Annotated in this window: 10 protein-coding genes, 1 tRNA gene and 2 pseudogenes; 6 read left to right on the top strand and 7 right to left on the bottom strand. The window is 56.8% G+C overall.

Annotated elements, in window-relative coordinates:
- Nucleotides 1-6 precede the first annotated feature (6 nt).
- On the top strand, nt 7-768 hold the full coding sequence (locus GV764_RS00150; RefSeq protein ID WP_161658474.1) for an IclR family transcriptional regulator: 762 nt from the start codon (nt 7-9) through the stop codon (nt 766-768).
- Nucleotides 769-813: 45 nt separating this feature from the next.
- Nucleotides 814-1,551: an SDR family NAD(P)-dependent oxidoreductase gene (locus GV764_RS00145; RefSeq protein WP_161658472.1), complete on the top strand. Its 738-nt coding sequence runs from the start codon at nt 814-816 to the stop codon at nt 1,549-1,551.
- Here the strand turns inward: GV764_RS00145 and GV764_RS00140 are convergent, their stop codons facing one another.
- Nucleotides 1,552-2,406 carry an OmpA family protein gene (locus GV764_RS00140; RefSeq protein ID WP_161658470.1) on the bottom strand — a complete coding sequence of 285 codons (855 nt, stop codon included), beginning with the start codon at nt 2,404-2,406 and terminating at the stop codon, nt 1,552-1,554.
- Between GV764_RS00140 and GV764_RS00135 the strand changes: the two are divergent.
- A pseudogene (locus tag GV764_RS00135) lies at nt 2,381-4,099 on the top strand (flagellar biosynthesis protein FlhA); the annotation flags it as partial. The gene GV764_RS00140 and the pseudogene GV764_RS00135 overlap by 26 nt on opposite strands.
- A 65-nt stretch (nt 4,100-4,164) precedes the next feature.
- Here GV764_RS00135 and GV764_RS00130 read toward each other — a convergent pair.
- On the bottom strand, nt 4,165-4,887 hold the full coding sequence (locus tag GV764_RS00130) for a C40 family peptidase (RefSeq protein ID WP_476561201.1): 723 nt from the start codon (nt 4,885-4,887) through the stop codon (nt 4,165-4,167).
- A gap of 178 nt (nt 4,888-5,065) precedes the next feature.
- Between GV764_RS00130 and GV764_RS00125 the strand changes: the two are divergent.
- A pseudogene (locus GV764_RS00125) lies at nt 5,066-5,137 on the top strand (transcriptional regulator); the annotation flags it as partial.
- Nucleotides 5,138-5,256: 119 nt separating this feature from the next.
- Here the strand turns inward: GV764_RS00125 and GV764_RS00120 are convergent.
- Nucleotides 5,257-5,332 (bottom strand) — tRNA-Asn (locus GV764_RS00120).
- Nucleotides 5,333-5,519: 187 nt separating this feature from the next.
- Here GV764_RS00120 and GV764_RS00115 point away from each other — a divergent pair.
- Entirely contained in the window at nt 5,520-6,983 is a 1,464-nt protein-coding gene (locus GV764_RS00115; RefSeq protein ID WP_161658467.1) for an EmmdR/YeeO family multidrug/toxin efflux MATE transporter, read from the top strand.
- Here the strand turns inward: GV764_RS00115 and GV764_RS00110 are convergent.
- From GV764_RS00110 to GV764_RS00095, 4 genes are read right to left on the bottom strand one after another with little or no spacing between them, the layout of a single operon-like run.
- The gene (locus tag GV764_RS00110; RefSeq protein WP_161658466.1) at nt 6,946-7,776 is read right to left on the bottom strand and encodes a metal ABC transporter permease; all 831 of its coding nucleotides are present in this window, start codon (nt 7,774-7,776) and stop codon (nt 6,946-6,948) included. The genes GV764_RS00115 and GV764_RS00110 overlap by 38 nt on opposite strands.
- Nucleotides 7,769-8,629: a metal ABC transporter permease gene (locus GV764_RS00105; RefSeq protein ID WP_161658465.1), complete on the bottom strand. Its 861-nt coding sequence runs from the start codon at nt 8,627-8,629 to the stop codon at nt 7,769-7,771. The genes GV764_RS00110 and GV764_RS00105 overlap by 8 nt, the downstream gene beginning before the upstream one ends.
- Complete coding sequence (locus tag GV764_RS00100; RefSeq protein ID WP_201743005.1) at nt 8,626-9,426, bottom strand: manganese/iron ABC transporter ATP-binding protein; 801 nt, start codon at nt 9,424-9,426, stop codon at nt 8,626-8,628. The genes GV764_RS00105 and GV764_RS00100 overlap by 4 nt, the downstream gene beginning before the upstream one ends.
- The gene (locus tag GV764_RS00095; protein WP_236651804.1) at nt 9,423-10,298 is read right to left on the bottom strand and encodes a metal ABC transporter substrate-binding protein; all 876 of its coding nucleotides are present in this window, start codon (nt 10,296-10,298) and stop codon (nt 9,423-9,425) included. Before GV764_RS00095 ends, GV764_RS00100 begins: the two co-directional genes overlap by 4 nt.
- Nucleotides 10,299-10,579: 281 nt before the next feature.
- On the opposite strand from GV764_RS00095, the gene ldtA reads away from it, so the two are divergent.
- Entirely contained in the window at nt 10,580-11,512 is a 933-nt protein-coding gene (gene ldtA / locus GV764_RS00090) for a L,D-transpeptidase (RefSeq protein WP_161658461.1), read from the top strand.
- Nucleotides 11,513-11,630 lie beyond the last annotated feature (118 nt).

Below are 11,630 nucleotides of genomic sequence, written 5' to 3'. Positions count from 1 at the left end.
GAGACGATGGAAAACACGCACGCTGTACCCGGAACCGCCGCATTTCAGAAGTTTATGCGGGTGTTGCAGGCCGTATCGGAAACCCCTGGCCAGCTGAATATCAGCGGCCTGGCGCGGCAGTTAAGTATGCCGCGCCCCACCGTGCACCGCATCGTCGAGGCGCTGGTGGTGGAAGGGATGCTCCGGCACGATAACGACACCCTGAGCTTAGGGCCGCGCCTGGTGAGTCTGGCCTGGCGCAGCCTGGAGACCCACGATCTGCGGCAGATCGCCAGACCGCACATAGAGCAGTTGCGCGACCGGCTGGATGAGACCGTCCACCTTGCCATCCCCGATGGCCTGGAGATGGTCTACATCGATAAGCTGGAAGCCAATCGCACAGTGCGCATGGCCTCGCGGATCGGGACCCGCGTGAGCCTGTTTTCCAGTTCTGTTGGGAAAGCGTGGCTGGCGGCGCACAGCGCTGACCAGGCTGAGCAGATGCTGGCGAAAATCACGCCGACGTCGTTCACGCAGCATACGATCACTGACCGGGCGCGCATCACTGAAGAGATCAATCGCACCCGCGAGCGCGGCTATTCGCAGGATATCCAGGAAAACGAGCTGGATATCTGCTGCTACGGGAGCGCGATAGTTGACAGCGGCCAGCGGGCGGTGGGGTGTATCAGCGTGAGTATGCCGACGTACCGGTTTGACGCCCTGCAGGCTGAGGAAGCCATCGGCGCGATCCGCGCCTGCGTGGCGGCGATCCAGAAGCAACTGGTGTAGCCCGCTTTTCCGCGTTTTGCTGACGGCAAATTCCCGGAGAAGAACATGAACGTAAATACAGGTTTTCCGCAGTACGATTTTTCTGGTCGCGTGGTGGCGGTAACTGGCGCGGCGCGCGGTATCGGCGAGGCGATTAGCGCCCGGTTTCAGCAGGCGGGCGCGCAGGTCTGGAGGCTGGACAGGCATTACCCGGCGCGCGACGGATCCCAGTTGCCGCTGGATATTACCCAACCGGCGTCGTTGATTGCCGCGCGCGAGACGATCCTGCAAACCAGCGGCAGGCTGGATACCCTGATCCACTGCGCCGGGTTCGCCGGCCCGACCCTGCCGCTGATCGATTACGATCCGGCGGTCTGGCGGCAAATTATCGACGTCAACCTGACCGGCACGTTTGAAGTCTGTCGCACCTTCGTTCCGGCGCTGCTGGCGCAACCGCAAAGCTGGCTGGTGAATCTGGCGTCGCTGGCAGGGAAGGAGGGTACGCCCAACGCGTCGGCGTACAGCGCGGCGAAAGCGGGCGTCATCGCCCTGACTAAATCGCTCGCTAAAGAGCATGCCCAAAGCGGCTTGCGGGTAAACTGCATTACCCCCGCCGCGATTGAAACCCCGCTGCTGGCGCAGATGACGCCCGAGCATGTGGCCACTATGATCGCCAAATCGCCTCAGGGGCGGTTAGGCACCGTGGAGGAAGTGGCGGAGATGGCAATGTGGCTCAGCTCCGGCGCATGCACTTTTAACAGCGGGGCGGCGTTTGATTTATCCGGTGGACGGGCCACGTATTAGTCATCGGATGCCAGCGGTAACGTGATGCTGTTCCTCAACGCGTTTTACCGCTGGTTTCACCACTTTTTCGCCTTTGTCTCCGAAGAACTGATACAGCGTGTCGGATGCCGATTTGGTTAAAATCATAATTTCGATACGGCGGTTTTCAGCGCTGTTCGGATCCCCTTCGTTCAGCAGCATTCGGTCGGACATCGCGCTGACCTGCATCACTTTATCTACCGGCATTCCGGCCTGTTCCAGCACACGGCGCGCCGATAGCGCCCGGTCGCCAGAGAGATTCCAGTTATTGTAGTTGTCGCCATCTTTATACTGCATGGCGTCCGTATGGCCGCTGATTATCAGCTTGTTATCCAGTGAGTCGAATACCGGTGCCAGTTCTATCAGCAACTTTTTAAAAAACGGCATAATCTTCGCGCTGCCGCGCTCAAACATATTGCGGTTCTGATCATCTTTGATCAAAATCCGCAGCCCTTGCGGCACGATTTCCATCTCCATGTTGCTCTGCATATGGCTTTTTTCCGCGATGGAATTAATCACGGTCGCCAGTTCGCCCAGTTCGCGTACCGACTTATCTTTCATCGCCACACGCTTATTATTGGCCTGTTGGGCCTGCAATGCCTGCGATGTATCAACGGTAGCATCGGTGGTTTTTTTAACAGTGACCGCCTGCGTAGTTGGCGGCGCTTTTACGCTGGCGGGCTGCGTTTCGCCGCGTGCGCCGCTTTCAAGGATTGCCATCTTGCCGAGATTATTTAACGGCATCACGCCATTGCCACTAAATATCGACTGTTCATTAAGCGCCGCAACGATATTTTTGCGATCGTTCTCGCTGACGCTGTTGACGATTAACTTCATCGTGGTGACCAAAGGGGCTGAACGTATCTCTGAAGTCTCGGCGCGCTTTACCCTGGACGCTATGCCGGGTAAACAGATGGCGATTGACGCCGACCTCAATGCCGGGCTGATTAACCAGTCTCAGGCGCAGGCCCGCCGTAAAGACATCGCCAACGAGGCGGATTTTTACGGCGCGATGGACGGCGCGTCAAAATTCGTGCGCGGTGACGCCATCGCCGGGATGATGATTCTGGCCATCAATATGATTGGCGGGATTTGTATTGGGATTTTTAAATACGATCTCAGCGCTTCCGCCGCCTTCCAGCAGTATGTGCTGATGACCATTGGCGACGGCCTGGTGGCGCAAATCCCGTCGCTGCTGCTCTCCACCGCCGCGGCGGTGATCGTAACGCGCGTCAGCGATAATGGTGACATCGCAAAAGACGTGCGTGGCCAACTGTTGGCGAACCCGACTATTCTCTATACCGCTGCCGGCATCATGTTTATGCTGGCAATCGTACCGGGGATGCCGCACCTGCCGTTTTTGCTGTTTACGTTGTTGTTGGGGTACGCGGCCTGGCGTCAAAGCAAACAGCCGCAGGTTTCTCAGGAAACTGAGCAGAATCTCGAAAACCTGACCAAAGCAATTGTCGACACGCCGGAACAACCGGTGAGCTGGGAAACCATTCCGCTCATTGAACCGGTCAGCCTGAGCCTGGGTTACAAGCTGGTGTCGTTGGTGGATAAAACCAAAGGCGGGCCGCTGACTCAGCGGGTACGGGGGGTGCGGCAGGTGATTTCTGATACCAGCGGCGTGCTGCTGCCGGAAATTCGCATCCGGGAAAACTTTCGCCTCAAGCCCACGCAATACGCGATTTATATTAACGGTATTCAGGCGGAAGAGGGCGACGTGCCTGCCGACCGGCTGATGGCGCTGCCCACCAGCGAAACCTACGGTGAGGTCGACGGGATTTTGGGCATGGATCCGGCGTACCGGATGCCAGTGACCTGGATCCAGGCGGACCAGAAGGCCAGAGCCCTGAATCTGGGGTATCAGGTGATTGACTGTGCCAGCGTTATCGCTACTCACGTCAATAAAGTGGTGCGCCAGTACATTCCCGAGCTGTTTAATTACGATGATGTGACCCATTTACATAACCGCCTCTCGGCTATGGCGCCGAAGCTGGCGGAAGATCTTAACGCGACGCTGAATTACAGCCAGTTATTGAAGGTGTATCGGCAATTGCTGACCGAAGGCGTGTCGCTAAAAGATATTGTGACTATCGCCACGGTGCTGGTTGCCAGCAGCGCTACGACCAAAGATCCGGTGTTGCTCACCTCGGATGTACGGCTGGCACTGCGCCGCAGTATCGCCACGCCGCTGGTGCGTAATCAGACGCTATCCGTTTATACCCTGCAAAATGAACTGGAAAATCTGTTGCTCGGCGTGGTCAATCAAACCCAGCAGGCGAATAAAGTGTCGCTGGATAGCGTACCGGTAGATCCGAATATGCTCAGTCAGTTCCAGAGCACCATGCCGCAAGCCAAAGAGCAGATGAAAGCGGCAGGAAAAGAGCCAGTACTGCTGGTCGCGCCGCAACTGCGCCCGCTCTTGTCACGCTATGCGCGGCTGTTCGCCCCTGGACTACAGGTGCTGTCGTATAACGAAGTGCCGGATGAACTGGAATTGAAAGTGTTAGGTTCGCTGTCCTGATTGCGAAGCGTATATAAAAGGCCATCAATATTACTATTGATGGCCTTTTTGTTTGTTGTGACTCGTTAAAGGATATTGTTGGCGGTAAGGATGCGCCGGGCTCCCAGATAGTGATCCTGCCAGAAATCACCGTCAAAGTGGCTGATCCGGATATTCAGGCCGGTTCGCGGCGCTTCAATAAAATCGCCATCGCCAAGATACACGCCGACGTGATCGGCATGGTCGCCTTCAGAATGGATGCCGAAGAAGATCAAATCTCCGCGTTTCAGATCGCGTTTCGCCACCGGACGTGCGTTTTTATCGTGATACATCTCGTTGGCGGTACGCGGCAGCTTTGAAGAAAGCAGTTTGTTATAAGCGTAGAACACCAGTCCGCTACAGTCGAAGCCATTAACAGGTGATGTGCCGCCCCATACGTAGGGTTTACCGAGCTGGTCCTCCAGGCGGTCGACAATCATATCGGTGGTATCGCGCAGGCGATCGCTGTACAGGCTACCATCGCTGTCGCGCAGATGATCCCAATGTGGACTGGTTTGCCGGTATGGTCCGGGAAACCAGTCCGGATGCTCGCGTAGCAGCACGCGGTTTTTGGTGCGGAGCGCCGCTTTCGACGTTTTATTACCGTACACCACATTCCTGTCCGCTTTCTCTTTTTTGTCTTTCCACAACCTGAACAGTTTGGCGCGGTTATACATACGTTGCCGCGCTGCGTAACTCCGTTCGGGATGGGGTTTTGGACCCTGTGGTGATTTATGGACAGCACAGGCCTGCTGACAGGTAAAAGTCATACAAATCAGCAGGGCTAAAGAGAGTTTATTGCCCAGCATAGATAACCATAAGTTAGGGTGAAATTCAGAGGGAGTTCATTGTGTAGAAAATGGTATCACGTGCGCCAGAAGTCGCTTTTTAAATGTTCTTTATTAAAAAATTAATTTCAGTAAATCAGCGCCCAGAGAAGTATTTGCCAGACAGTTTAGTGAGGCGGGCATGGAAAAGCCGGTGCGCGATTTAAAACTCTCTTCGCTGAAGCGCTATGTCTAAGCGGCGGGCGGGAAACGGCAGCGGGATGTGGGGCTGCCGGACGGGTTTATGCTGTAAGCGCGTCGGCGTAATAAAGCAAAAAAGCAGATGTCTTGCGACATCTGCTTTTTCAAATTTGGCTCCTCTGACTGGACTCGAACCAGTGACATACGGATTAACAGTCCGCCGTTCTACCGACTGAACTACAGAGGAATCGTGTGGAGGCTTATCTTAGCGAGGGAAATCTTTTTGTCAAACCCCATTTCGGCCTTAAGCCTTCGACTGACCACTTTGCCGGCGCTTCGCTGAAAATGCCAACAAAAAATGTGGAAATACTTTGCAGTAACGCCGTTCCTCACTCATCATTGAAAAGTCGTTTTACTTTCCTGATGGATTCACCTTGAGCTTATCCACTTCGCTGCGGCGCATTCTGTCGCGCACGCACTGGCACGGCCGTAGAAAAAGTTATCGCACCCTTTACTGGCGGGAAATTATGCCGCTGGCGGTGCCGATCTTCATAGAAAACACCTGTGTACTGTTGATGGGGGTGCTCAGCACCTTCCTGGTGAGCTGGCTGGGCAAAGAAGCGATGGCGGGCGTCGGTCTTGCGGATAGCTTCAATATGGTGATCCTGGCGTTTTTTGCGGCCATTGATTTAGGAACCACCGTGGTGGTGGCTTTTAGTCTCGGCAAGCGCGACCCGAAACGCGCCCGCGCGGCGGCGCGCCAGTCGCTGATTCTGATGACCCTTGTCGCCGTAGCGCTGGCGGCGGTGATCCACTATTTCGGCGAACAAATCATTGATGTTGTAGCGGGCGAGGCTACCGTTCAGGTGAAACAGCTGGCGCTTAATTATCTCCAGCTGACGGTATGGAGCTACCCGGCGGCGGCCATTACGCTGATCGGCAGCGGGGCGCTGCGCGGGGCAGGGAACACCAAAATTCCACTGCTGATTAACGGCGGGATGAATATTCTCAATATTATGATCAGCAGCGTGCTGATTTACGGCCTGTTTTCCTGGGACGGGATGGGATTTTCCGGCGCGGGGCTGGGGCTTACGCTGTCGCGCTATATCGGCGCGCTGGGCATTATTTATGTGCTGATGATCGGCTTTAATCCGGCGCTGAAGATCACCTTACGCAGCTATTTTACCCGCCTCGATATTTCGATTCTGCGCGAAGTGCTGGGGATTGGCGTGCCGGCCAGCGTGGAGTCGGTGCTGTTTAACTGCGGTAAATTGCTTACCCAGATGTTTGTCGCCGGTATGGGCACCAACGTGATTGCCGGTAACTTTATTGCTTTTTCCGTGGCGGCGCTGATTAACCTGCCGGGTAACGCGCTGGGTTCTGCATCAACCATCATCGTCGGCAAACGCCTCGGCAAAGGGCAGATTAGCCAGGCGGAGCTGCAACTGCGCCATATCTTCTGGATTTCGACCCTCGGCTTAACCGCCATCGCCTGGCTGAGTGCGCCCTTCGCCGGGCTTATCGCCTCGTTCTATACCCACGAGCAGGACGTTATCCAGGTGGTTAAACACCTGCTGTGGTTGAACGCGCTGTTTATGCCGATTTGGGCGGCGGCGTGGGTGCTTCCCGCCGGGCTGAAAGGCGCGCGCGACGCCCGTTTCGCCATGTGGGTGACCATGCTGGGCATGTGGGGCTGCAGGGTGGTTGCCGGTTATGTGCTGGGGATTATGCTCGGCATGGGCGTCATCGGGGTCTGGCTCGGTATGTTCCTCGACTGGGCGGTGCGCGGCCTCTTCTTCTACTGGCGTATGATTAGCGGACGCTGGTTGCAGAAGTACCCGCGCAGCAAAAAAACGGCCGTTACGCGCCAGGCTGCGGCGCAGAGTGGCGACGGTTAACCCACATCGCCATGACAAACAGCAGGCTGAATACCAGCACGATGGTGGGCGCGGGGGCGCTGTCGAGATAAAACGACAGCCAGATCCCGCTCAGCGACGCGATAATCGCCACGCCAACCGCCGCCAGCAGCATCGCGCCAAAGGTGCGGGTTATCAAAAAGGCAATCGCGCCGGGCGCTATCAGTATCGCGATGGCGAGAATAATCCCCACTGCTTTGAGCGAGGCGACAATCGCCAGCGCCAGCAGGACTAACAGCCCGTAATGCAAAAGCCTGATGCGCAGACCTACCGCCTGGGCCTGCACCGGATCGAAGGCGTGCAGCACCAGATCGCGCCATTTCATGGCGATGACGGTTACGGTGAACAGCGTGACCAGCGCGGTATCGCGGATGTCGCTGCTGCCGATCCCCAGCATATCGCCAAACAGAATATGGTCGAGGTGTACCTCCGGCTGGAGCCAGACATACAGCACCAGCCCGAAGCCAAACATGCCGGAAAACACGATGCCCATCGCCGTGTCGTGGCGGATGCGGCTGTTGTCTTTCAGGTAGCCGGTTGCCAGCGCGCACAGCATCCCCGCCGCAAACGCGCCGGGCGCGAACGGCAGACCGAGCATCCACGCGATCACCACGCCGGGAAACACCGCGTGACTCATGGCATCGCCCATCAGCGCCCAGCCTTTCAGCACCAAAAAGCAAGAGAGCAGAGCGCAGGGGATGGCGATCAGCACGGAAATAATCAGCGCGTTGACCATAAAGTCAAAGCCCAGCGGGGCCATTACCCACTCAACCATGGTGCACCGCCTGGCGGGTCATCCGCCGTTTGCGGGCCGCGATAACGCCGTGCTGCGGGGCGAAGAAAAACGCCAGCGTAAACAGTAGCGTTTGCAGGGTGACGATGATGCCGCCCGTCGCCCCGTCAAGGTAATAACTCAGCCACGCGCCGAAGAAGCTGGTCAGGCTGCCGAGCGCCACGGCGATGATAATCAGCCGGGGAAAACGATCGGTAAACAGCCAGGCCGTCGCGCCGGGGGTGACCACCATAGAAATCACCAGAAATGCGCCGACGGTTTGCAGCGCCGCCACGGTGCAGGCCGACAATAACGTAAAAAACAGGCATTTTAACCCTACCGGATTCAGGCCAACGGCCCGGGCGTGGGTTTCATCAAAAAACGTCACCAGCAGATCTTTCCATTTCACCAGTAAAATCAGCAGGGTAATGCCGCTGATGAGCGACAGCTGGAGGATGTCCGAGGGCGCGATGGTCAGTACATTACCCATCACAATCGACTGGATGTTCACGGCGGTGGGATTCAGGGACACCATAAACAGCCCGAGGGCGAAAAACGACGAAAAGATCAGGCCGATAATCACGTCCTCACGCAGCCGGGTGCGCTGATTCAGAAACAGCATCGCGGCGGCAGCCAGCCCGCCGGAGAAAAACGCGCCCAGCGAGAACGGCAGGCCGAGCATCCACGCCCCCGCCACGCCGGGGACAATCGCGTGTGAAAGCGCATCGCCAATCAACGACCAGCCTTTAAGCATCAAATAGCAGGAGAGAAACGCGCAAACGCCGCCCACCAGGGCCGAGACCCACATGGCGTTTACCATCCAGCCGTAACTGAAGGGTTCCAGCAGCCAGGTCATACCGCCTCCTGACAGGGGCTGAACAGATGATGTGACACGCCGCCGAACGCCCGTTCGATATTGGCATGGGTAAAGGTGTCGGCGGTTTTGCCGCAGGCCACCACGCTGCCGTTAATCAGCAGGGTGTGATCGCAAAACGAGGGTACGCTGGCAAGATTATGGGTGGATACCAGCAGCGTGCGGCCTTCGTCACGCAGCTGGCCGAGCAGGGTGACGATCTGCTGCTCGGTTTTCACATCCACGCCGGTAAAAGGCTCGTCGAGTAAAATCAACTGGCCGTTTTGTGCCAGCGCTCGCGCCAGAAAGACGCGCTTTTTCTGGCCGCCGGAGAGCTCGCCGATTTGCCGCTGGCGTAAATGGCCCATATCCACCCGCGCCAGCGCCTGATCGACGGCATGGCGATCGGCGGCGGACGGACGGCGCAACATGCCCATATAGCCGTAGCACCCCATCATCACCACATCCTCCACCAGCACCGGGAAATTCCAGTCCACCTCTTCGGATTGCGGCACATAGCTGACCAGATTATTGCCGAGCGCGGATTTCACCGACATCCCCAACAGAGTGATCTCGCCATGTGCCAGCGGCACCAGCCCCATAATGGCTTTAAACAGCGTAGATTTTCCCGCGCCGTTGACGCCGAGCAGCGCGGTAATGCTGCCCTGCGGCAGCTGGAACGATGCGTCGCGCAGGGCGGTGTGGCCGTTGCGCCAGGTGACGGTCGCCTGGCTAACCACCACGCCGGGCCCGTGTCGTGAGATATCTGATGGTTGAACTCGCCTGAAAGGAGAAATCATTGTGCTGCCCCCTCGCGGATGCCGGTGACAATGGTGTCGGTGGTGACCCGTAGCAAATCGATATAGGTGGGAACCGGACCGTCGGCCTTACTCAGTGAATCGACATACAGTACGCCGCCGTAATGCGCCCCGGTCTCGCGGGCCACCTGGCGGGCGGGCTTATCGGATACGGTGCTTTCGCTGAAAATGGTCGGGATGCGCTCACGCTTAATGGTGTCCACCACGTTGCGTACCTGTTGCGGCGTGCCTTGCTGATCGGCATTGATCGGCCACAGATACAGCTCTTTCAGCCCCATATCCCGGGCCAGATAGGAAAACGCCCCTTCGCTGGTCACCAGCCAGCGCTGCTGCGGAGGCAGTTGATCGAGTTTTTGATGCAGCGGCGCAAGGGCGGCGGCAATTTTTTGTTTATAGCTTTCCGCATTGGCGCGATAGGTGTCGGCATTGGCCGGATCGTGCTCAATAAATGCATCGCGGATATTGTCGACATAAATCATCGCATTATCGGGCGACATCCACGCATGGGGGTTAGGTTTGCCCTGATACGGCCCGTTGCCGATGGCCATCGGCGTAATGCCTTTTGTCACCACCACTTCCGGTACGCCTTTCAGGTGCTGATAAAACTTCTGAAACCATAGCTCCAGGTTCATACCGTTGGCGAGGATCAGCTTCGCCCCCTGGGCGCGTTTGATATCGCCAGGCGTGGGCTGGTATTCATGAATTTCCGCGCCGGGCCTGGTGATCGATTCTACTTCGGCGGCGTCTCCGGCCACGTTTTTCGCCATGTCGGCAATGATAGTGAAGGTGGTGACCGCCTTAAACTTTTCCTGCGCGCTGGCCTGGAACGACATTAGCGCGGCAGTCAGTGCCATGATTGCCGCCACACTCTGCCATTTACCGGTTACCGTCATGCCTCTCTCCTGATTGATATTTCATCGTTTATAGCATCTGCTATAAAACATAGCTTAAGCTATACGGAAGGGCAAATGATAATTGTTATCACCTAAATCTGTGCGGCAAGGCAGTCAGGATGACTTTTAGGACTTAAGAGAATGGGCGTTTCACACGAAGGTGGCTATAAGATCATACTTCTGTAACATTCGGTCATGTTTTGACAATCTATGCTTAAAGTTCTGACTCAATAAGGAACGCTATGCTTCGTTTAATTCTGGTTTCATCTTTACTTCTGGTTTCCGCGCTGCAAGCGTCCCGGGCGACAACCTATCCCTTGCCGCCCGAAGGCAGTCGCCTGGTGGGCAGTAACATCACTATCACAATCCCGGAAGGCAACACCGAGCCGCTGGAGCATTTCGCGGCAATGTACGGCCTGGGGCTGAGTAATATGCTGGAGGCCAACCCGGGCGTCGATCCGTATCTACCCACACCGGGCAGCCAGTTGATTATTCCCCAGCAGGTGATCCTGCCGGATACGCCGCGTAAAGGGATTGTGGTGAACAGCGCCGAGATGCGCCTCTATTACTATCCGCCAGACAGCGGAACCGTGGTGGTGCTGCCGATTGGCATCGGTCAGGCGGGCCGCGAGACGCCGCGCAACTGGGTTACTAAAGTGGAGCGTAAACAGGAAGCGCCATCCTGGACGCCGACCGCCAATACCCGTCGCGAATACGCGAAAGAGGGCATTACGCTACCGGCGTTTGTTCCTGCCGGGCCGGATAACCCGATGGGGCTGTACGCGATTTATATTGGCCGCCTGTATGCCATCCACGGCACCAATGCCAATTTCGGTATCGGCCTGCGGGTAAGCCAGGGCTGTATCCGTTTGCGCGATGATGACATCAAATTGTTGTTTGATAACGTTCCGGTGGGCACGCGCGTGCAGCTGATCGATCAACCGGTAAAAACCACCCTTGAGCCGGACGGCACGCGTTGGCTGGAGGTGCACGAGCCGCTGTCGCGCAACCGCACCGAGTTTGAATCGGATAAACGCGTGCCAATCACCTTAACCGGGGCGCTGCGTAAAGAGGTGGAAAGCCCGGATGCGGATGCGCAGGTGGTGACCGAAGCCCTTGAGCGCCGCTCGGGAATGCCGGTGCAGATTAACCATGCGGTCGGGACGACCTTTTAATTCTTCCTTCCCCACTGAACCAGGCTTAAACGCCTGGTTTTTTTTCGTTCGTTTTGTTGATTCGGCGTTTATCTTTCCACTGGTAAGATTATTTCATCGACAGGCACTCCTGAACCGC

It is taken from the genome of Atlantibacter hermannii (assembly GCF_009907385.1).
Classification (GTDB): domain Bacteria; phylum Pseudomonadota; class Gammaproteobacteria; order Enterobacterales; family Enterobacteriaceae; genus Atlantibacter; species Atlantibacter hermannii_A.
The sequence above is the reverse complement of the archived record's forward strand: the minus strand, read 5'-3'. Positions and strand labels throughout refer to the sequence as shown.